12 protein-coding genes are annotated in these 21254 nt (G+C 71.9%); 7 read left to right on the top strand and 5 right to left on the bottom strand.

All coding sequences use genetic code 11. The annotated features are described in order from the left end of the window. Positions 1-6 precede the first annotated feature (6 nt). Entirely contained in the window at positions 7-1467 is a 1461-nt protein-coding gene (locus ACFY36_RS32555) for a diguanylate cyclase domain-containing protein (protein WP_499749744.1), read from the top strand. Positions 1468-1998: 531 nt separating this feature from the next. On the opposite strand, the gene ACFY36_RS32550 is transcribed toward ACFY36_RS32555, so the two are convergent. Together ACFY36_RS32550 and ACFY36_RS32545 are read right to left on the bottom strand one after the other, a co-directional pair. Next, the gene (locus ACFY36_RS32550; RefSeq protein ID WP_499749743.1) at positions 1999-2385 is read right to left on the bottom strand and encodes a PPOX class F420-dependent oxidoreductase; all 387 of its coding nucleotides are present in this window, start codon (positions 2383-2385) and stop codon (positions 1999-2001) included. A 92-nt stretch (positions 2386-2477) separates the two neighbouring features. Beyond that, on the bottom strand, positions 2478-4670 hold the full coding sequence (locus ACFY36_RS32545) for a glycoside hydrolase family 3 C-terminal domain-containing protein (RefSeq protein WP_499749742.1): 2193 nt from the start codon (positions 4668-4670) through the stop codon (positions 2478-2480). Positions 4671-4803: 133 nt separating this feature from the next. Here ACFY36_RS32545 and ACFY36_RS32540 point away from each other — a divergent pair, with 133 nt between their 5' ends. The 3 genes from ACFY36_RS32540 (at position 4804) to ACFY36_RS32530 (ending at position 8303) form a co-directional block, all read left to right on the top strand. Continuing rightward, positions 4804-5361: a TetR/AcrR family transcriptional regulator gene (locus tag ACFY36_RS32540; protein ID WP_499749741.1), complete on the top strand. Its 558-nt coding sequence runs from the start codon at positions 4804-4806 to the stop codon at positions 5359-5361. A gap of 74 nt (positions 5362-5435) precedes the next feature. Continuing rightward, positions 5436-5873: a CBS domain-containing protein gene (locus tag ACFY36_RS32535; RefSeq protein WP_499749740.1), complete on the top strand. Its 438-nt coding sequence runs from the start codon at positions 5436-5438 to the stop codon at positions 5871-5873. 66 nt (positions 5874-5939) lie between these two features. Further along, positions 5940-8303: an ATP-binding cassette domain-containing protein gene (locus tag ACFY36_RS32530; RefSeq protein WP_499749739.1), complete on the top strand. Its 2364-nt coding sequence runs from the start codon at positions 5940-5942 to the stop codon at positions 8301-8303. On the opposite strand, the gene ACFY36_RS32525 is transcribed toward ACFY36_RS32530, so the two are convergent. Beyond that, complete coding sequence (locus tag ACFY36_RS32525; protein WP_499749738.1) at positions 8280-9455, bottom strand: glutamate-cysteine ligase family protein; 1176 nt, start codon at positions 9453-9455, stop codon at positions 8280-8282. The two genes, ACFY36_RS32530 and ACFY36_RS32525, sit on opposite strands and share 24 nt — an antisense overlap. Before the next feature lie 1264 nt (positions 9456-10719). Between ACFY36_RS32525 and rph the strand changes: the two genes are divergently transcribed. Then, positions 10720-13203, top strand: coding sequence for a rifamycin-inactivating phosphotransferase (rph, locus tag ACFY36_RS32520; RefSeq protein ID WP_499749737.1), 2484 nt, complete (start codon positions 10720-10722; stop codon positions 13201-13203). Here rph and ACFY36_RS32515 read toward each other — a convergent pair. After that, positions 13193-14797 (bottom strand): methyl-accepting chemotaxis protein, encoded by a 1605-nt coding sequence (locus tag ACFY36_RS32515; protein ID WP_499749736.1) that lies wholly within the window; start codon positions 14795-14797, stop codon positions 13193-13195. The genes rph and ACFY36_RS32515 overlap by 11 nt on opposite strands. Before the next feature lie 97 nt (positions 14798-14894). On the opposite strand from ACFY36_RS32515, the gene ACFY36_RS32510 reads away from it, so the two are divergent. Together ACFY36_RS32510 and ACFY36_RS32505 are read left to right on the top strand one after the other, a co-directional pair. Then, on the top strand, positions 14895-19802 hold the full coding sequence (locus ACFY36_RS32510) for a diguanylate cyclase (RefSeq protein ID WP_499749735.1): 4908 nt from the start codon (positions 14895-14897) through the stop codon (positions 19800-19802). A 24-nt stretch (positions 19803-19826) separates the two neighbouring features. Next, entirely contained in the window at positions 19827-20582 is a 756-nt protein-coding gene (locus tag ACFY36_RS32505; protein ID WP_499749734.1) for a class I SAM-dependent methyltransferase, read from the top strand. Here the strand turns inward: ACFY36_RS32505 and ACFY36_RS32500 are convergent. Continuing rightward, positions 20561-21178, bottom strand: a complete 618-nt coding sequence (locus ACFY36_RS32500) for a TetR/AcrR family transcriptional regulator (RefSeq protein WP_499749733.1) — start codon at positions 21176-21178, stop codon at positions 20561-20563. The two genes, ACFY36_RS32505 and ACFY36_RS32500, sit on opposite strands and share 22 nt — an antisense overlap. Positions 21179-21254: the final 76 nt, after the last annotated feature.

The raw sequence follows: 21254 nt of genomic DNA, 5'->3' as shown, positions 1-21254 counted from the left end.
GGGCACGTGCTGCGTCGCGACCCCCTGCTGCGGGCGTACCTGGGCTGGACGGCACTGGCGTTCGTGCTGTTCCTGCTGCTCAACGGGAACACGGCGGCTCAGGTGCGCGCGTTCTGGGCGTTCCAGCCGCCGCTCGACATGGCCCTGGCCATCTGCTCGTGGCGGGTCGCCCAGCTGGCGGCCGGCCCGATCCGGCGCTTCTGGCGCGTGATGGCGACGGTGGGCGTGCTGTTCACACTCGGCGACACGTGGCAGGCGGTTTCCACGTGGTTCCCGGGCGAGTGGTCGAGCACGGGCGGCACGGTGCAGACAGTGTGCTTCGGCGTGGGCTTGACGGCAGTGGTGACGGCGATGCTGATCCATCCGCAGCCCGGCCGCACCGGCCGCGAACGCCTGACGTTCTGGCTGGACTCGGCCACGGTCCTGGTGGCGGGCGGCGTGGTCGGCTGGTGCGTGCTGGCGGTGCCGGGCGAATACAGCCGCCCCGACGTGCTGGCGGTGATGGCAGCGACCGGGGTGTGCGTCACGGCGGCGTTCTCCGCGGTCAAGATGATCCTGAGCGGCAACGCCCCCATGCACAGATACGCCGCGATCCCGATGGTGGGCTCGGCGGTGGTGATGAGCGCCGGGGCATTCCTGGCGCCGGACTCCTACCTCGTCCGTTTCCTGCCGACCCTGCTCATCACGGTCGGCCCGCGGATCCAGCAGATCCTGGCCGACGCCGACCGGACGGCATTCGGGGAGAGGCGCAAAAAGCCTTACAGCCTTTTGCCGTACGGGGCCATGGTCGTGGCCTTCGGCGCTCTGGTCTTCGCTTTGTCGGGTGAAGTGGGCGCCCGCTTGTGGGGTGTGGTGGCGGGCCTGGCCCTGATCTGCGGTTTGGTGGCGGTGCGGCAGTTGGTCGCCTTCCACGACAACGTGGAACTGATCGACCAGCTCCGCGAACACCAGGTTCGCCTGCGTCGCCAGGCCCACTTCGACGGTTTGACGGGCCTGGCCAACCGAACCCATTTCCACGAGCAGCTGGCGGCCGCCCTGCCCAAGGCCCCGGCGTTGTCGGTCCTGCTGGTCGACCTGGACGGCTTCAAGGCGGTGAACGACACCATGGGCCACGCCGCCGGCGACGCGTTGCTGCTGGGCGTGGCCGACAAGCTCCGGGCGGAGATCCGCGCCGGCGACCTGGCGGCCCGCCTGGGCGGCGACGAGTTCGCCATCCTGCTGCCCGGCTGCGCGGCCGCCGAGGCCGAGGCGACGGCCGCCCGGATCCTGACCGCCCTGAAGAGCCCGGTCCTGATCGACGACATCCCGGTGACGGCGGCCGCCAGCATCGGCGTGGCCGTGGCATCCCCCAGCTCGGACGTGACGTCCCTGCTGCGCGACGCCGACCTGGCCATGTACGCGGCCAAGCGCCAGGGCAAGGGCACCTGGCAACGCCATCACAGCGACATGACCTACGCGACCCGCTGACGGAGTCCTTGGAGCCGACTACCCCGACACCGTGGCCGCCCGTCACAACCTCGCCTTCTGGCAAGGCGCAGCCGGGGATCCAGCCGCCGACGCTTACGAACCACTGCTTGCCGACTACACGCCCTCGACATCTTCGACGGCCTCACCTATTGGCGCGGTCAGACCGAGAACAGAGATCACACACGGTAGAAGGGTGTGCTCACGGACTGACAGCCTCGCATCAATAAGTACGCGAGGCTGTCAGTCCGCTGGTCAAGGCGTTGGAACTGAAAAAGCGTGCGGGATTTTCGGGATCAACACCGGAACCGGCCGGCGGTGGCGTAACGGCCGTAACCCCGAGCGGCCGAGACGCCGGTGCGGCGCCGACCAACGCCACTGCATCGCCGTCGGTGCGGGGCCGGTCCCTCAAGTGGAGCCCCGAGCAGATTGTGCGACGCCCGCGGCGCGATCTCCCCGACCGGCCGCGAACTGGCCAAGGTGCGAGGGCATAGAGATGAACCTGCACCGGCCGCCCACGCGGGCCGGGGGCGGTCAGAAGGTGACGACGATCGCGACGGCCGGTGGCCGCTTGATGCGGAACAGGCGGGTGAACCAGGCGCCGATGCGGGCCGTGATGTAGCGGCGGGCCAGGAGGCGGCGGGCCCGCTCTGTTTCGGACGGGGGCAGGAGGACGGCCGTGCCCTGGACGGTCCGGGCACCGGGGGCGACTTTCCCCCGGATGTCGCAGGCGGTGACCTCCACGCGCGGGTTGTTGCGGATGCGCTTGACCTTCCAGGCGTCGGCCAGGGAGACCGTCGTCAGGGTCTCGCCCTCGGAGACCTGCCACACCGGTGTGGCCACGGGCGTGCCGTCCTTGCGGAACGTGATCAGGCTGACCTGCTTGCTGGCAGCGATCTCCGCCGGGACCTTCATGGTCATGCCCTTCCGCGTGGACTCGGCCGGCCGCACCGGCTGGGGCACATCTTAGTCGTGGCCCCGCCGGTGGACGGCACGGGCGAGGCCACGAAGGATCAGTCGTTCGCGGCGGCGGCCAGGGCCTTGATGGCGTCCTCGGTGAACGGGCTGCCGGGGAACATGCCCAGGCGGTTCAGGGGCAGGCCACCCAGCAGCTGCAGCATGGCCGGGTCGGAAGCCTGGGCGGCGATGCCGGTGCCGGTGCCGGCCGCGTCGGCGAAAGCCTTGCGGAGCAACTCGGCGCCCTGGGGGTCGGCGAACCACTCGGCGATGGTGGAGTCGGCGGTCAGGGGCCAGCGGGAGCCGGGATCAGCGTCGATGGTGGCCAGCACGGCGCCGCGCAGGTCGCGGGAGGAAGCGCCCACGGCGAAGTGGTATTCGCCGCCCTCCACCACCCAGCGGGACAGACGCTCGTCCCAGTAGGCCAGGTCTTCCCGGGGGATCTGCAAAGTTACTGTCTCGGTGGCGCCGGCGGCGATCGGTACGTTGGCGAAGGCCTTCAGCTCGCGAGGGGCGCGCCGCACCCGGGAGTGGGTGACCTCCATGTAGGCCTGTACCACCTCGCGGCCGTCGCGGTGGCCCGTGTTCGTGACGTCGATGGTGAGCTCGACGCCGGTGGGGGTGACGGTGGCTGCGGGCATGCCGTACTCGAAAGTGGTGTACGACAGTCCGAAACCGAACGGGTAGGCCACCTCCTGCTCGCGGGCGTCGAAACCGCGGTAACCGACGTGCAGGCCCTCGCCGTAGCGGACGTGGCCCGCCTCGCCCGGGAAGTCCAGGTAGGACGGGTGGTCGGCCAGCTTCAGGGGGATCGTCTCGGTCAGGCGGCCCGACGGGTTGACGCGGCCGAACAGGATGTCGGCGATGGCGCTGCCACCGGCCTGGCCCAGCAGCCACGCCTCGACGATGGCGGGGACCTCGGCGTCCCACGGGGCGGTGCGGACCACCGCGCCGTTCGACAGGATCACGACCGTGCGCGGGTTGGCGGCGGCCACCCTCTCCACCAGCGCGCGGTGCGGGGCCGGCAGGTCGATGCCGTCGCGGTCGGAACCCTCGGTCTCCTGCTTCGAGCCGACGAAGACCAGCGCCACGTCGGCGCCGGCGGCCGCCGCGGCGGCCTCATCGAGCAGGGACTCGTCGACGGCGTTCTCGTCGGGGCCGTAGCCGGGGGCGAACGTGACGGTGGCCGAGGACGAGGCGGTGATCTCGGTGAGGGCGTCGTCGAGACGGGTCGGGGTGATCTGGGAGCTGCCGCCGCCCTGGAAACGCGGGGTGCGGGCGTACTCGCCCAGCACCGCGATGGACTGGCCCTCGGCGCGCAGCGGCAGCACGTCGCCGTCGTTCTTCAGCAGCACGATGCCCCGCGCGGCGATCTCGCGGGCCAGGGCGTGGTGGGCGTCGGCGTCGTACGGCCCAGTGGTGTCCCGCTTCGATTTCGCGACCAGCGCGGCCACCCGGTCGGCCGACGTCTGAAGGTCGCCCGCGGCCAGGGAACCGTCCTTGACCGCGGCGACCAGCGCGGCGTCGCCGGCCTCGTCGGGGCCCGGCATGGTCAGGTCGAGGCCCGCGTGCACGGCGGCCACCCGGTCGACCACGGCGCCCCAATCGGAGACGACCAGGCCCTCGAAGCCCCACTCGCCGCGCAGCACGTCGGTGAGCAGCCAGCGGTTCTGCGAGGCGTGCACGCCGTTGACGCGGTTGTAGGAACACATGACCGTCCACGGCTGGGACCGCGTGACCACCCGGTGGAAGGCGCGCAGGTAGATCTCGCGCAGCGTCCGCTCGTCGACGTCGGCGCTGATCGTCATGCGGTCGGTCTCCTGGCTGTTCACCGCGAAGTGCTTCAGCGACGCGCCGACGCCGCGGCTCTGCAGGCCCCGCACCCACTCGGTGGCCATCACGCCGCTGACCAGCGGGTCCTCGGAGAAGTATTCGAAGTTGCGGCCGCCCAGGGGAGTGCGCTTGATGTTGATGCCGGGGCCGAGCAGCACCTGCACGCCCATGGCCCGGCACTCGTCGCCCAGCGCCTCGCCCATCCGGCGCAGCAGCGAAGGATCCCAGGTCGAGCCGGAGGTGACCGCCGGCGGGAAGGCGGTGGCCGGGCGGCCGGTGAGCATGTCTTCCTCGGAGCTCTGCATGCGCACGCCGTGCGGGCCGTCGGTGAGCGTGATCTGCGGGACCCCACCGGCCGCCGTCGAGGTCCAGAAGGCGCTGCCGCTCGTGAGAGCGGCCTGGTCGATGAGTTCCACGGGGATCCCCTTCGGGTGGCCGATTTCGGGTCAAGTCTCGCAAGAACGGCGTGATGGCGAGGCTTACTGAGTACCTACTAGGTACAAGGTAACCGTATGATCTTTGGGTAGCAAGAGGGAGCAAGGGGGAGACATGAGCCAGCCTTATCGGCGCGACCGGGCACGCCTGCCCGCCGCCGAGCGCCGCAAGCAGATCGTCGAGGTCACCAGCCGGCTGATCGCCGAGTACGGCTTCTGGGGCCTGTCGATGCAGGACGTGGCCGACGGCTGCGGCCTGACCGTGCCCGGCCTGCTGCACCATGTCGGCTCCAAGGAAGGCTTGCTGATCGCCGTCCTGGAAGAGCGCGATAGATCGGATATGTCAGAACTGGGTGGCGAGACGCTGCGAGATCTCTGCGCCGCTCTCGTACGGCGTAACGCCCACCAACCCGAAATCGTCCGACTGTTCGCGGTCCTCGATGCCGAGTCGCTCGCTCCCGATCACCCGGCGCACGACTATTTCCGTACGAGGGAAAGAATGGCCATCGAGTCCTTTGCCGCGCTCGCCGGAGGCGACGAGACCCTGGCCCGTCAGGTGGTGGCGATGATGGACGGCCTGCAGATCCAGTGGCTGCGCTGGCCCGGCAAAGTCGATCTCGTGAAGGCGTGGGACGAGGCGGCCGAGCGGCTCTTCACCAAACAGGACTCTTGACATCACGTCTCCGATAACGGCATCTAGGCGTAAGCCCCAGCGACAACGACGACGTGATCCCAGGGGAGACGACGATGCGTATCAGCGACATTCTCCGAGTCAAGGGCGACCGCGTGGTGACGGTGGCCCCCGGAACCGACGTGACCGAGCTGCTCACCGTCCTCGCCGAACACAAGATCGGCGCCGCCATCGTGTCCCCGGACGGCCGGGCCGTCGAGGGCATCGTCAGTGAACGCGACGTGGTGCGGGCGCTCGCCGCGCGCGGCGCCGCGGTGCTCGCCGAGCCGGTGGCGACGATCGCGACCACACAGGTACGCTCGGTCACCCGAACCGCCCTGCTGGAGGACGTCGAACGGTTGATGACCGAGCGGCGCTTCCGGCACGTGCCGGTGATCGAGGACGGCGCGCTGCACGGCGTCGTCAGCATCGGCGACGTCGTGAAGTTCCGGATCGACGAGCTCGAGACGGAGCGGAGCAGCCTCGCCGAATACATCACCGGTGAGCGCACCTGATCAGGAACAAAGAAGCGCGGAGCCCCCGGCCGCCACTACCGTGACGCCCATGGAGACGGAGATCCGATGAGCCCCGCGCGGCACGAAGCCGACAGCCACGACCTGATCCGCGTGACCGGAGCGCGCGTCAACAACCTCAAGGACGTCAGCACCGAGCTGCCCAAGCGGCGGCTCACCGTGTTCACCGGCGTCTCCGGCTCCGGCAAGAGCTCGCTGGTGTTCGGCACCATCGCCGCCGAGTCGCGGCGGCTGATCAACGAGACGTACAGCTCCTTCATCCAGGGTTTCATGCCGTCGCAGGCGCGTCCCGACGTCGATGTGCTCGACGGCCTGACCACCGCGATCATCGTCGACCAGGAGCGGCTGGGCGCCGACCCCCGCTCCACGGTCGGCACGGCCACCGACGCCAACGCCATGTTGCGCATCCTGTTCAGCCGGCTCGGGAAGCCGTACGTCGGATCGCCCCAGGCCTTTTCCTTCAATGTCGCCTCGATCTCCGGCGGCGGCGCGGTCACGTTCGAAAAGGGCGGCCAGACGGTCAAGGAACGGCGCACCTTCAGCATCACGGGCGGCATGTGCCCGCGTTGCGAGGGGCGGGGCTCGGTCAACGACATCGATCTGACGGCGCTGTACGACGAGGAGAAGTCCCTCAACGAGGGCGCGATCACGATCCCCGGCTACACCATGGAGGGCTGGTACGGCCGCATCTTCCGTGGCGTCGGCTACTTCGACCCCGACAAGCCGATCAAGAAATACACCAAGCGGGAACTGGCCGACCTGCTCCACAAGGAGCCGACCAAGGTCAAGATCGAGGGCATCAATCTGACGTACGCCGGACTGATCCCCTCGATCCAGAAATCCTTCCTCTCCAAGGACGTCGACGCGCTTCAGCCGCACATCCGCGCCTTCGTCGAGCGGGCCGTCACGTTCACCACCTGCCCCGAGTGCGGCGGCACCAGGCTCAGCGAGGCCGCCCGCTCCTCGAAGATCAACGGCGTGAGCATCGCCGACGCCTGCGCCATGCAGATCAGCGACCTCGCCGAGTGGGTGCGCGGCCTCGACGAGCCGTCGGTCGCCCCGCTGCTCGACAAGCTCGGGCACACCCTCGACTCGTTCGTCGGCATCGGCCTGGGCTACCTCTCGCTCGAGCGGCCCTCGGGCACGCTGTCCGGCGGCGAGGCCCAGCGTACGAAGATGATCCGCCATCTGGGTTCGAGCCTCACCGACGTGACGTACGTCTTCGACGAGCCCACGATCGGCCTGCATCCGCACGACATCCAGCGCATGAACGAGCTGCTGATTCAGCTGCGCGACAAGGGCAACACGGTGCTCGTGGTCGAGCACAAGCCCGAGACGATCGCGATCGCCGACCACGTGGTCGACCTCGGCCCGCGCGCCGGCTCGGAGGGCGGCGAGATCGTCTTCGAGGGCACGGTGGCCGGGCTGCGCAAGTCGGGCACGCTCACCGGCCGTCACCTGGACGACCGGTCGTCGCTCAAGGAATCGGTGCGGGTCTCGAAGGAGTCGCTGCCGGTGCGCGGCGCCGGCCTGCACAACCTGCAGGACGTCGACGTCGACATCCCGCTCGGCGTGCTGGTGGTCGTGACCGGGGTGGCCGGCTCGGGCAAGAGCTCGCTCATCCACGGCTCGGTGTCACCGCGGGAGGGCGTCGTCTCGATCGACCAGGGCGCGATCCGTGGTTCGCGGCGGAGCAACCCGGCGACGTACACCGGCCTGCTGGAACCGATCCGCAAAGCCTTCGCCAAGGCGAACGGCGTCAAGCCGGCCCTGTTCAGCGCGAACTCCGAGGGCGCGTGCCCGAACTGCAAGGGCAACGGCGTCGTCTACACCGACCTGGGCGTGATGGACACGGTGGCCACGCCGTGCGAGGTGTGCGAGGGCAAGCGGTTCGAGGCGTCGGTGCTCGACTACAAGCTCGGCGGCCGCGACATCAGCGAGGTGCTGGCGATGTCGGTCGGCGAGGCCGAGCGGTTCTTCGCCGAGGGCGACGCGCGCATCCCGGCCGCCCACAAGATTCTCGAACGGCTCGTGGACGTGGGACTCGGCTATCTCAAGGTGGGCCAGCCGCTGACCACGCTGTCGGGCGGCGAACGGCAGAGGCTCAAGCTCGCCACCCACATGGGCGAGAAGGGCGACGTCTACATCCTGGACGAGCCGACCACGGGCCTGCACCTGGCCGACGTGGAACAGCTGCTGGGCCTGCTCGACCGCCTGGTCGACGCGGGCAAGTCGGTGATCGTGGTCGAGCACCACCAGGCCGTCATGGCCCACGCCGACTGGATCATCGATCTGGGCCCGGGCGCCGGCCACGACGGCGGCCGGATCGTCTTCGAGGGCACGCCGGAGGAACTGGTGAAGGCCCGGGCGACGCTGACGGGCCAGCACCTAGCCGATTACGTGGGCGCTTAGCACGTCGTCGGCCGGGCAACGCCCGCGCATCACATAACGGTCGGTGAAATCGGCGACGGCGTCGCGAAGGTCACGGTCAACACCATGACGGGCCAGGGCGCCGTACGCCTCGACGAAGCACTCCCGCGCCACAGCGGCGAGAACGGGATCGGTGAGCGCGTCGCGGGCGGCGCGCTCCCACAGCCCCGGCTCGACGGCAAGGGTGGCCGTGGCCCGCTCAGCGGCCGCGGCGGCACGGGAATCGTCGAGCAGAACACTGGTGACGGCGACGACGACCCGCCACCCGTTCCCGGGCTGCCGGTCGGCGACGTCGATCTCGAGGTGCCCGCGCGCGGCCACGGGCGGCCGCAGCGAGTCGAGGTGCTCGGCCAGGTCGGACAGTCGGGGCCGTTCGCCCGAGCGAGCCCGCTGCCGGAAGGAGCGCCCGTCCCGCCCGGGCGCGTCGAGCACGAAACCGGCCCAGCCCCGGCGAGCGTCGGCCTCGATGGGCAGAACCGGCAGATCGCGGTGGCGGGCCTGCCGCACGCTGCGCCACCCGCTGGGCTCCCCGCCGAGCAGGGGCGAGTTGGCGAAGGCGGCGGCCAGAACCGGGGCGAGGGTGTGAGCGAGGGCCCATCGCCGCTCGAGACCGAGCGGGCCGCCGGCGTCGAGTCCCGCTTCGAGCGCGACCCGGATCCCGCCGCCGCCGGCGTGCGTCGGGGAGTGGCCGGCTCGGGCTTCATGGGCGCGTGGTTGAGCTCCGCCGGCGCGCGAGCGGTCCTCGTCGGCGGCCCTCTGGACATCCCCGGATCGCGGGCGGATTTCGCCGCCGCGGAGGTGGGCGTCGCCGGCGTGCAGTCGGGCGGACCCGCCGGGTGACTGCCGGGCTAAGGGCGTGGTGGCGGTGGGCCAGGCGAAGCCGGCGGCGGAGGTCGCGGCCAGGTCGTCGGTCATGCGCGCGAGGCAGGCGGCCAGGCCCGGTGAGGGTGGACCGCTGACCACGGCGACCCGCGCCGACCGGGCGTCGAGGAAGCCGTGCCGCAGCGGCACCCGGTGAGACGGCGCCGCCGCGACGGGCAGTTCCAGCGACGCGCCGACGAAGCCCGGGGTCGCCGGATCGAAGGCATGGGAGGCGACGAGCAGCTCGGCCGCCCGCTCCGTCAAGGTCGTCACGTGGCCTCACTGCCTCACTCACGTCGGGAACCGGGAGAGCATATCATTCCTATCAGTTAAATAGGTATTGGGAGATGGGCCACAGCCGGGCAAGGGAGCACGGTTCGAGACGCCGAACTCGAAGACGTGGGTGTCGCGTCTGCGCGGACGAACGCAATTGCCGTAAATGCGACGGGTGGGGGTGCGGGTGCGGGGTGCGGGTGGCGAAGGCGGGGCGTGGCGGAGGCGGGCACGGGTGGGGCATGGGCGGGTGCGGCCAGGGCGGGTGCGGCCAGGGCGGGTGTGGCGGAGGCAGGGCGGCGTGGGGCGTGCGGGTTGCGGCGGCGGAGGCAGGGCGGCGTGCGGCGTGGGGCGTGCGGGCTGCGGCGGCGGAGGCAGGGCGGCGTGCGGCCTGGGGCTGCGGCGGCGGAGGCAGGGCGGCGTGCGGCGTGGGGCGTGCGGGCTGCGGCGTTGGGGTGTGGCGCAGGCGGATGCGGCGTTGGGGTGTGGCACAGGCGGTGCGGCGGTGGGGTGTGGCGCAGGCGGGTGCGGCGGCGAGGTATCGCGGAGGCGGGTGCGACGGAGCCGGGTGCGGCGGGCTCGGATGCGGCGGAGCGGCTGCAGAGGGCGCGGGAGCGGCGAATGCGGTGCGGCGAACGCGAATGGGAGCGTCCGTTTCCGTCAAGCGCGGACGCGAGCGTGAAGAGCCTCCGCGGAGGGTGGGGCGGCGTGGCCGCTCGGCGCGGCGAGGAGAACGGAGGCGCGGCGAGGAGGCGTGCGAAGGCGAGCCGCGAAAAGTGTCGTGGGGCAAGAGCCGTGAAGAGCGTCGGCGGCGAGCCGCGAGGGGCGTAGGGGAGCGCCGCGAGGGACGTCGGAGGCGAGCCGCGAGGGACGTGGGGGCGAGATGCGAAGGGCATCGGAGGCGAGCCGCGAAGGGTGTAGTGGGGCAAGAGCCGCAGGGGCGTCGGGGGGCGAGCCGCGAAGGGTGCCGTGGGGCAAGAGCCGCAGGGGCGTCGGGGGCGAGCCGCGAAGGGAGTCATGGGGACGAGCCGCGGGGGCGTCGGGGGCGAGCCGCGAAGGAGCGCGTGGGGATGAGCGCGAAGGGCTCGCGGGAAGTGAGGCGCGGAGGACCCCGTAAAGACCGGCGCGCATGAGGAGGCCGTGAAGGCGAAGCGCGAAAGTGACCGCGACGACGGGCGGAAGGGCCGTGAATCGGAGGCGCGGAAGTGGGCCCGAGCGCGCGAAAAAGGAGAGGCGCACCCCTCCCACTTCTAAGCTATAGCGGATGTGGGGGCTTGCCGCAAGACCCCGTGAGTCCCGCAGAATGCGTGCCGTGGATGTCAAAGGGCGGGTTTCGGTGGACGGCTTTGTCGTGGATCTGGCGGGGCTTGATCGGGGGCGGATCGGTGACGCCGGCGGTAAGGGCGCGCATCTCGGGGAACTTCTGCGGATCGATGGCGTGCGGGTTCCTGACGGGTTCTGCGTGACCACCGAAGCTTTCGACTCGGTGATGGCCGGTGGGGAGACGGCTGCCATGCCGGATGCTCTCGTGGCCGCCATCTCGGCGCGGGTCGAGGCGGGCGTGGCCTATGCGGTTCGGTCCAGTGCCGTCTCGGAAGACTCGGCGGGGGCCTCCTTCGCGGGGCAGCACGACACGTACCTCAATGTCGTGGGTGTCGACCAGATCCTCCGGAAGGTGCGGGAGTGCTGGGCCTCGCTTTTCACCGAGCGGGCCGTCGCCTATCGGCTTCGGGCCGGGGCCGATGACAGTGACCTGCGGATGGCCGTTGTGGTGCAGCGGATGGTTCAGCCGCGGGCCGCCGGCATCATGTTCACCGCCGATCCGGTCAACGGGAATCGGCGGGTCGTCTCCATCGATGCCGGGTTCGGGCTGGGGGAGGCTCTCGTCTCGGGGCTCGTGCACGCCGATGTCTACAAGGTGCGTGACGGGGCCGTCGTCGCCACATCGATCGGGGCCAAGCGGCTTGCCATCCGGGCGCGGGCCGAGGGTGGGACCGTCGAGGAGGAGATCTCACCCGAGCGGCAGAAGGCGCCCGCTCTGACCGATGATGAGATCGTGCGGCTGGCCGAACTGGGGCGGCGGATCGAGGCTCATTTCGGGCGGCCCCAGGACATCGAATGGTGCCTGGACGGCGACGGGTTCGCGATCGTGCAGAGCCGGCCCATCACCACGCTGTTTCCCATTCCCCAGGCCGAGGACGACGACAACCGGGTGTACGTCTCCGTGGGGCACCAGCAGATGATGACCGAGGCGATGCGGCCGCTCGGGCTGTCCGTGTGGAAGCTGACCTCGCCCGGGAACATGGTCGACGCCGGTGGGCGGCTGTTCGTCGACGCCACCGCGCGGCTCGGGCCCGCGCTCGTGCAGGCCTTCGAACGCTCGGATCCGCTCATGGGCGGCGCCTTGCGGACCGTCTTCGAGCGCGGATTCGTCACGGCCCCGCCCGATGAGAGCCCGCACGTCACCAACACCCCGCCGCAGCCGATCGAGGCCGACCCCGCCATCGTGGCCGAGCTGATCGCGCAGCGGGAGGCGTCGCTGGCCGCGCTCAAGGAGGCGATCCGGGACAGGACGGGGCCGGAGCTTCTCGACTTCGTCATCGCCGATGTGAAGGGGATGCGGCAGATCCTGTTCGACCCGCGCAACATGCCGGCCATCATGGCCGGGATGGAGGCCACCTGGTGGCTCGACGAGCATTTCGAGAAGGGCGTGGCCGACACGCTCACGCTCGCCGCGCCGAACAACGTCACCTCGGAGATGGGGCTGGCGCTGCTGGACGTGGCCGACGTCGTCCGGCTTCACCCGGAGGCCGTGGCTCTTCTGGAGGAGTCCCCGGACGACCTCGACGGGCTCCCGGCGGCGGTCCGCGACGCGATCCGGGGCTATCTGGAGACGTACGGCATGCGGTGTGTCGGTGAAATTGACATCACCCGGCCGCGTTGGAGTGAGAATCCGGGCGCGATCGTGCCGATGATCCTCAGCAACGTGCGCAACGCGGCGCCCGGCGAGCATGAGCGGCGCGTCGAGGAAGGGCTGCGCAAGGCTCGCGACAAAGAGCGGGAGGTGCTGAGCCGCCCTGGTGACCACGAAGAGGCCAAGCGGATGATCGACCAGCTCCGTACCTTCGCCGGCTATCGCGAATATCCGAAGTACCACCTGGTCAGCCGCTACTTCGTCTACAAGCGGGCGTTGCTCGCCGAGGCCGCGCGCCTCGTCGCGGCGGGCGTGATCGAGCGCCCGGACGACATCTACTTCCTGAGTCTCGAGGAGCTTTCCGAGGTCGTACGGGCGCAGCGGGCCGATCACGACCTCATCGAGGAGCGCCGCCGGGCGTTCGCGTCCTACCGGTCGCTCGCCGCGCCGCGCGTGCTCACCTCGGAGGGCGAGGCCGTCACCGGCTCCTACCGGACCGACGGGCTGCCGCCGGGCGCGCTGGCCGGGCTGCCCGTCTCGGCCGGCACGGTCGAGGGCCGGGCACGGGTCGTGGCCGACATGGCCGGCGCGGACTTCGAACCCGGCGACATCCTCGTCACCGCGTACACCGACCCCAGCTGGACGCCGGCCTTCGTGCAGATCGCCGGGCTGGTCACCGAGGTCGGCGGGCAGATGACGCACGGTGCGGTGATCGCCCGGGAGTACGGGCTGCCGGCCGTGGTCGGTGTCGAGAACGCCACCCGGCTGATCGAGGACGGTCAGCGGATCCGGGTGCACGGCACCGACGGCTACGTCGAGATCGTCACACCCTGAACCGGTCGACCGCCGACCGGAGCCGCTCGGCCAGGGTGTTCACCGCCCCGGCGGCCGAGGTCGCCTCGGCCACCGCGTCGCGGGAGGTCGCCGTGCTCTGCGCGACGCCGGAGATGCCGCGGGCGATCTCGTTGGCGCCGTCCGCGGCCTCGCTCACCCCGCGGTTCATCTCGGCCGTGGTGGCGCTCTGCTCCTCCACGGCCGAGGCGATCGTGGTCTGGTAGTCGCTGATCTGCTGGATGATCTGGCTGATGCCGTCGATGGCGGCCACCGCCTCGCCGGTGTCGGCCTGGATCGCGGTGATCCGCTGGGAGATCTCCTCGGTGGCGCGGGCGGTCTCCTGGGCCAGGTCCTTGACCTCCGAGGCGACCACGGCGAAACCCTTGCCGAGCTCGCCGGCCCGGGCCGCCTCGATGGTCGCGTTCAGGGCCAGCAGGTTGGTCTGGGCGGCGATGGCCTGGATGGTGCCGATGACGCTGCCGATCTCGGCCGACGAGTCGCCCAGGCGGTTGATGGTGGCGCTGGTGTCGCGGGCCGCGCTCACCGCCGAGGAGGCCACGCCGGCCGCGTCGGCCGCGTTGCGGGAGATCTCCGAGATCGAGGCGCCCATCTGCTCGGCGCCGGCGGCGACCGTCTGCACGTTGCCGCTGACCCCGCCGGCCGTGCCGGCGACCATGTCGGCCTGCTCGTAGGCGCTGCGCACGGATCCGTCGATCTGGTTGCTCACCCGGTAGAGCGTGTCGGCCGCGGCCGCCAGCTCGCGCGCGTCGCCGCTGATGGCGGTGACGGTCTCGCGCAGGCCCTCGGCGGCGGCGTCGGCCGCGCGGGCCATGTCGCCCGCCTCGTCGGTGGAGGGGTCGGCGACGCGGACGGAGAGATCGCCCTTGGCCAGCGCGTGCAGCGCGCCCACGACCCGCCCGAGCGGGCCGGTGACGCTCCGGGTGACCATCAGGACCAGCAGCACGGCCGCGATCGCGGCCAGGACGAAACCGACGATCATTGCCGTACGGGCGTCGGCCGCCGAGTTCTGCGCGTCGGTGGCCGTCTTCTCGGCCCGCGCGGTCACCGAGGCGACGAGACTGTCGGTGAGTTCGACGATCTTGAAGTAGATCTCGTAGCCGGGACCGAGGATGACGTCGTTGCCGCCGGCCACGTCGTTCTTGGTGAACGCGGCGATGACCTTGTCGTCCGCCTCCCAGTAGGCGGTCCACTGCTCGGTGACCTGGTCGTAGATCGCCTTCTCGCCGCTGGTCATCAGCCCGGTCGGCATGGCGGCCAGCAGCGCTTCGATCTTCTCCTTGTCGGCCAGGAAGCCCGCCCGGTTGTCGGTCGTCGACTTGACGGCGGTGGCGTAGCCGAGCCGGTAGACGTCCCAGGCGTACGCGATCTGCCAGCCCGAGATGTCGCCGTTGTAGAACTTCTGCTCGTCGACCTGGTGCATGAGGCCCTGCAGCTCGCGCATCCTCTCGGCCGACTCGGACTGGCGGTGGAGCGCGACCACACCGATACCGACGACCACACCCAGCAGCACCAGCACCACGGTGAAACACGCGGCGAGCCTGCTTCGCAACCGCATCCGGCGAACGAATGTCACGATCGTCCCTTCGGCACGGAACGAGATCGCCTGAGCGCGTCGTTTTCATCAAGTCGCGCCGACCGGGGCCGATGAGAACTTAGTGACGAACAGCGCCGTGGACCTCCTCGGTATCGAGATCCGCGACGAGCTCGGGCGCGGCGCCTTCACCACGGTCCACCGGGCGGTGCGCGACGGCCGCGAGTACGCCGTGAAGCGCCCCGCCAGGACGGCGCCCGACATGATCGCCGGTTTCCGGCGCGAGGCGGCGCTGCTGGCCTGCATCGACGACCCGTCGGTGACCCGTGTGCACGGCGTGGGGCTGCTCGACGGCGTACCGGCGCTGGTCCTGGAATATCTGCCCGGCGGCCCGCTGGCCGACCTGATCGCCACCGGCCCGATGCCGCCCGAGCGCGCGGTGGAGATCGCCGCCCAGCTCGCCCGCGGCCTGGCCGCCGCCCACCGGGTCGGCCTGGTGCACCGTGACGTCAAGCCCGGCAACATCATCATGGTGCCCGGCAGCCCGGCCCGGCTGATCGATTTCGGCCTGGCCCAGCTGGGCACCGAGGACGAGCCGGACGACGTCGCGGTCGGCACCTTCCTGTACGCCTCGCCGGAGCAGTCCGGCATGCTCAAGCGGCCGGTGGACGGCCGCTCCGACCTGTACTCGCTGGGCGTCGTGCTCTTCGAATGCCTCACCGGCCGCCTGCCGTTCGAGGCCGGCGACGTGGGTGACCTGCTGCGCATGCACCTGGTGGCTCCGGTGCCCGACCTCGCCGCCACCGACGGCGTCCCGGCGCAGCTCGCCGCTGTGGTGTCGCGGCTGCTGGCCAAGGATCCCGACGACCGCTATCCGGACGCGTCCGCGCTCCTGGCCGACCTGCGCGCCTGTCCCGGCGGCGAGGCGGCCGGGAAGCCCGCGTCCGCGCGCTGGCCGCTGTGCGGGCGCGACGCCGAACGGCAGGCGCTGACCACCCGCTGGCAGCGGGCGCGCGACGGGCGCGGTGGCGTGGCCCTGATCCGCGGCGCCGCCGGATCGGGCCGCAGCCGCCTGGCCGACGAGGCCGCCGGCGCGGCGACCGGCTTCCCGGTGCTGCGGGGCGCGGGGCAGCGGGACGCGGCGACGCCGCTGGCCGCCCTGCGCACGGCCGTCGACGGCTATCTCCAGGCGCTGCGGCGGCTGCCCGCGCCGGACCGGGCCACGGCCGAGGAGCACGTCCGCGCGGCCGCCAACGCCTCCGGAGCGGCGCTGCTGTCCCGGCTCTCGCCCCGGCTGGCCGAGCTGATCGGCGGCGCCGGCGGGGGCGAGGAGGCCGGCATCGCGGCCGTGGTGGCCTTCCTGGCCGACCTGTCCCGCCGCTGCGGCGGCCTGATGCTGGTGCTCGACGACGCCCAGTGGCTCGACCCGGGCACCCGCGAGGTGGTCGCCCGGCTCACCCCCGAACTGGCCGCCCTGCCGCTGCTGGTGGTGATGACCGAGCTCGACCGTCAGTTCACCGGGGCCGATCTCGTGCTCACCTGCTCGCCGCTGGCCCCGGAGGCGGTCGACGCGCTGGTCGCCTCCCGGCTGCCCGGCGCGGCGGTCACCCCGGAGCTGAACCGGCACGTGGCCGACCGTACCGGCGGATCGCCGCTGGCCGTCGTCGCCTATCTCTGGCAGCTGATCGACGCCGGCCTGCTGAGCCCGCTGTGGGGCGTCTGGCGCCTGGACGAGGCCGGCGCGGCCGTGCTGCCGGCCGCCGACGACGTGCGGGCCCTGCTGGCGGCCCGGCTCGACGGCCTGCCCGGCGCCGACCACGAGGTGCTGGAGGCGGCGGCGCTGGCCGGGCCCCGCTTCCGCACGGAGGCGCTGCCGGGCGACGCCGACCGGGTGGTGGCGGCGGTCGCGGCCGCCGTCGAGCGGCGCATCCTCCAGGTGGAGACCGGCGGCTGGTACAGCTTCATGCATCCCCTGCTGCGCGACGAGCTGCTGGACGACCGTCCCCGGGCGCACCTGCACGCCGCTCTCGCCGAGAAACTGGAGGAACTGCCGGAACATCTGAGGGACAGCGACCATGTGTACGCCGTCGCGCGGCACCGCCGGGCCGCGGGCGACCTCGTGCCGGTCGAGAAGCGGCGGGCCTGCGCGCTCGCGGCCGGGCTGCGGGCGCTGGACGACCACGCGGCCGGCGACGCGATCGCCTATCTCGAGTACGCGGCCGACGGCGACCCGAAGGTGTTGCATCCCCTGGCCGTGGCCTATCTACGGGCGGGACGGTTCGCCGACGCCGGTGCGACCATCGACCGGGCGCTGGCCGCCGAGACCGACCGGAACGCCCGGGTCCGGCTGCTCATCACCGAGGTCGAGCTGCACCACACGGTGTGGGCCGACGACAAGGCGCTCGACGCCGCCGGGCGGGCGCTGGCCGAGCTGGGGCGGCCGCTGCCGCGGGTGGCCCCGGCGCTTGCCGTCGCCGCCGCCGGCGGGCTCGTCCGGCGTACAAGATGGGGTTTCGGAAGCGCGAGAGGACGACGGCGCGAGGATCTCTCCCTTCTGGCCGCGACGCTGGACGCGGGTGGCTTCGCGGCGGCGATCGGCCTCCGGCTGCGCGAGGCGGGAATCCTCGCCATGCGGGCTCTGTACGCGGTGAACCGGCTCGGCGCCGGCGCCGAATACGTGCGCGTCTACGCGCTGCTGGGCTACGTCGCCTATGTGCTGCGGCTGTCCGGAACGGCCAACCGCTGCCTGGAGCGGGCGGCCGCGATGGCGCGCTCGCTCAACGACCCGGCGCTGCTGGCCTATGTGGAATGGCTGCGCGGATGCGGGCTGCTGTTCGGCGCCCGCGACGACGGCAGCGCCTGGATGGCGACCATCGCGGCCAACCGGCGGTGGTACGGCCCGGCGCAGCTCCTGCCGGGGCACGCCACCCTCGGCCTGCGGCTCATGCTGCGGGGCTACGTGCGGGAGGCGCGCGCCGAGTACGAGCGCGGGCTGGCCGTGCTGGCCGATCCGGCGACCGCCCGCGGCACGTCGTTCAGCATGCTCGGTGTCATGGTCCCGGCCATGGAGGGCCGGCCCGGCGAGGCGGCGACGGCGCTGGCGGATCTGCGCTCGGTCACCTCGTACGCGCCCGTGCAGCGGGCCAACATCCTGGTCGCGGCCGCCTGCGCGGCGGTCGAGGAGGGCGAGTTCGGGCCGGCCTTCGACGCCATCATCGACGAGTTCCGGTCGCTCGGCCTGCGCGACCGCGACCTGATGACCCAGCACAAGCTCATCTACGCCTTCCAGTCGCACGGGCGGATGGCCCAGCTGCGCCTCGACCCGGGCCCGGCGCGCCTGGAGGCGGCCCGGGCCGCGGTGGCCGACCTGCGGCGGGTCCGCAAGTTCTCGCCGATCCTGGAGTCGGGCTATCTCATCGGCGAGTCGGCGCTGGCGTTCTTCGAGGGCGACCACCTTCGGGCCATCGAGTGGAGCGACAAAGCCGAGCGGGTCGCTCGTACAGCCGACGCGCCGCTCGTCCATTTCGAGGTCGCCCGCTTCCGGGCGCGGGCGTTCCGTGCCCTCGGGCAGACGAACGAGGCCGAGAGGCAGGCCCGGCTCGCGCTCAGCCTGGCCACCCAGTACGGCTGGGAGCAGCGGCGCCGGCAGGCCCGGGCCGAGTTCGGCGTGGAGCGGGGCGGCACGGCCCGGGTCACGGTGGTCGACCACCGGGCCGGCGGGCGCCGCCTCGAGGTGCTCCAACAGGTCGCGGCCGCGGCGGCCAACATCCTCGACCCGGTCGAGCTGGCCCGTGTCACCCTCGACGAGCTGCTGCGCATCCTCGGCGCCGAGCGCGCGCTGTTCTTCCTGCTCGACGAGCGCGGGGAGCCGGTGCCGTACGCGGGGACGGTCTCGTCGCCGTACGCCTCCTCGCTGGTCCGCCGGGTCGCGGCGGACGGGGAGGCCCTGGTGCTGACGGGCACCGAGGAGGGGGCGGCGCTGGGATCGCAGAGTGCCGTCCAGCATGGACTGCGCAGCGTCCTGGTGGTGCCGGTCCGGTTCAAGGGGACCACGCTGGGCGTCATCTACATGGATAGCCGGATGGCCCGGGGCGTGTTCACGTCGGACGACATCGAGGTGCTGACCGCGGTCAGCAGCCACCTGGCGGTGTCGCTGGAGACGGCCCGCTCGGCCCAGCTGCACCTGGCGGTCCAGACGGCCCGGCGGCAGCAGGCCTTCGCCGAGACCCTGCGGGCGTCGCTGGCCGAGCTGAGCGGCGTCCACGACCCGGCACAGCTGCTGCGTCAGCTCTTCGCCACGCTGCACACCCAGACCGGCGCCACCGCGTCCCGCTTGATGGTCGCCGGCGAGGTCATCGACGTGGCCGGCGACGCCTCGTGGGAGAGCTCCGCATCGTCCCCGGGGGAACTGGAGGTGCCGTTGGAATGCCGGACCGGCCGGGTCGGGGTGGTGGTGCTGGGCGGCGCGACCTTCGACGACTCCGCCGTCCAGCTGGCGTCGGCGCTGGCCACGCAGGGGATGACCGCGTATGACAACGCCTGGCTGTTCAGCCGCGTGCAAGAGCTTGCGACGACCGACGAGCTGACCGGGCAGCACAACCGGCGGCACTTCCACGCGCTGGCCGGCACGCTCGTCGACGCGGCCTCCCGGTCCGGTGGCCCGCTGGCCGCCGCGATGATCGACATCGACAAGTTCAAGAGCGTCAACGACACGTACGGGCATGGCGTCGGCGACGAGGTGATCCGCACCGTGGCCGCGCGCGTCCGCGAGAGCATCCGGGTCTCGGACGTGCTCGGGCGATATGGCGGCGAGGAGTTCGCCGTGGTCCTGCCCGACCACGCCGACGCGCCGGGACTCGCCGAGCGCATGCGCCGCGCCGTGGCCGACACGCCGGTGCCCACCGCCGCCGGGCCGCTGCCGGTGACGATCAGCGTCGGGCTCACCCAGCACGGCGCCGGCGAGTCGCTCGACCAGCTCCTGGCCCGGGCCGACCACGCTCTCTACCGGGCCAAGGACACCGGCCGCAACCGGGTCGTGGTGTCCTGACCGTCGCGGGCGCACGATATCTGCGTGGCCATCCCCAACGAACGGCAGATCGAACGGTGGAACGGCGAGTCCGCCCGGCGGTGGCTGGACTCGCGGGAGCGGCACGCGGTCGTACGGGCGCGGCTGTTGCCTCATCTCTATCGCGCGGCGGCGGTGCGGCCGGGCGAACGGGTGCTCGACGTCGGCTGCGGTTGCGGGGACACGACCGCGGTGCTGGCGGAGACGGCGGGCTCCGTCGTGGGCATCGACGTCTCCGAGCCGTTGCTCGCCGAGGCTCGCCGCGCCGGCCGGCCGAACGTGCGGTTCGTCCGCGGGGACGCCCAGGTCGAGCCGCTCGGGCCGTTCGATCTGGTCGTCAGCAGCTTCGGCGTGATGTTCTTCGACGATCCGGCGGCGGCGTTCCGCAACCTGCGGTCGACCGGCGGGCGGCTGGCGTTCCTGTGCTGGCAGGAGGCGCTCGTCAACGAGGTCTTCGCGATTCCGTTGCGCCTGCTCGGCGCCGCTGCGGGCGGTGACCCGTTCGCCGACGCCGCGTGGATCGAGCGGCTCCTGACGTCGGCCGGATACAGCGAGGTGCGCGTGCGGGAGCTGCGGGAACCGGCGCGGCTGGGCGACGACGCGCGCGACGTGGCGGCGTACTTCATGGACAGCACGCAGATCTCCGAGCTGGCCGCCGGCCGTCCCGGCGCCGAGGAGGCGATCATCGAGGCGTTCCGGGCGCGGGAACGTCCCGGCGGCGTGTGGGTGGAGGCGGCGGCCTACTTGGTGACGGCGTCCTGATCAGGGGTGCGGCGCCACGGTGACAGGCATTGCTCGACCAGGGCCAGCTGGCGGGCCGGATCGACCAGCGGGGTGGCCATGACGGCGTGGACCTGCTGACCCACCGAGATGGACAGCAGGAGGTCGACGAGGCCGTCGACCGGGGTGGCGGCGGTCAGGTCGCCGTCGTCGACGGCCTCGCGCAGATGGTCGCCGAGGCGGCCGCCCCACAGCTCGCTCACGTCGTCCTCGGCCGCCGAGAGAGTCTCGTTGGCCGCGAGCCGGCCCCAGAAACCGACGACCACCTGGGCCTCGTCCAGCGTCTCCTTCTCCAGGGGCAGTATCTCGCGCATCATCGCGTCCACGGCGGCCAGCCCCCGCAGGCCGACGGAGGCGGCGGCTATCCGCTCGTTCGTCCGCTCGGAGACCCTCTTGTAGGCGGCGGCGGTGACGGCGTCGAAGCCGTCGAAGTAGTGCCAGAGGGCGCCGGTGCCCACGCCGAGCTCGGCCGCGATGGCCCGGCTGGTCGCGGCGGGCAGGCCCTTGCGGGCGACCACCGACAGGAACGCCTCGACGATCTCACTGCGGCGCTGGTCGTGGTCGACGATCTTGGGCAACGAACTTCTCTCCTCGCGTAGCGGCACGGCTGCCGATCGGGCCCGCATTCCCGAATCGGGCCAGGTTACACAGACC

The sequence above is a fragment of the Actinoplanes sp. NPDC000266 genome (genome assembly GCF_042899005.1).
GTDB lineage: Bacteria > Actinomycetota > Actinomycetes > Mycobacteriales > Micromonosporaceae > Actinoplanes.
The sequence above is the reverse complement of the archived record's forward strand: the minus strand, read 5'-3'. Positions and strand labels throughout refer to the sequence as shown.

Excerpts from the sequence above, each read along its gene's own strand:
- ACFY36_RS32550 (WP_499749743.1), bottom strand. The coding sequence starts at position 2,385 with ATGACCATGAAGGTCCCGGCGGAGATCGCTGCCAGCAAGCAGGTCAGC.
- ACFY36_RS32540 (WP_499749741.1), top strand. The coding sequence starts at position 4,804 with ATGAGCCAGCCTTATCGGCGCGACCGGGCACGCCTGCCCGCCGCCGAG.
- ACFY36_RS32535 (WP_499749740.1), top strand. The coding sequence starts at position 5,436 with ATGCGTATCAGCGACATTCTCCGAGTCAAGGGCGACCGCGTGGTGACG.
- ACFY36_RS32530 (WP_499749739.1), top strand. The coding sequence starts at position 5,940 with ATGAGCCCCGCGCGGCACGAAGCCGACAGCCACGACCTGATCCGCGTG.
- rph (WP_499749737.1), top strand. The coding sequence starts at position 10,720 with ATGTGGGGGCTTGCCGCAAGACCCCGTGAGTCCCGCAGAATGCGTGCC.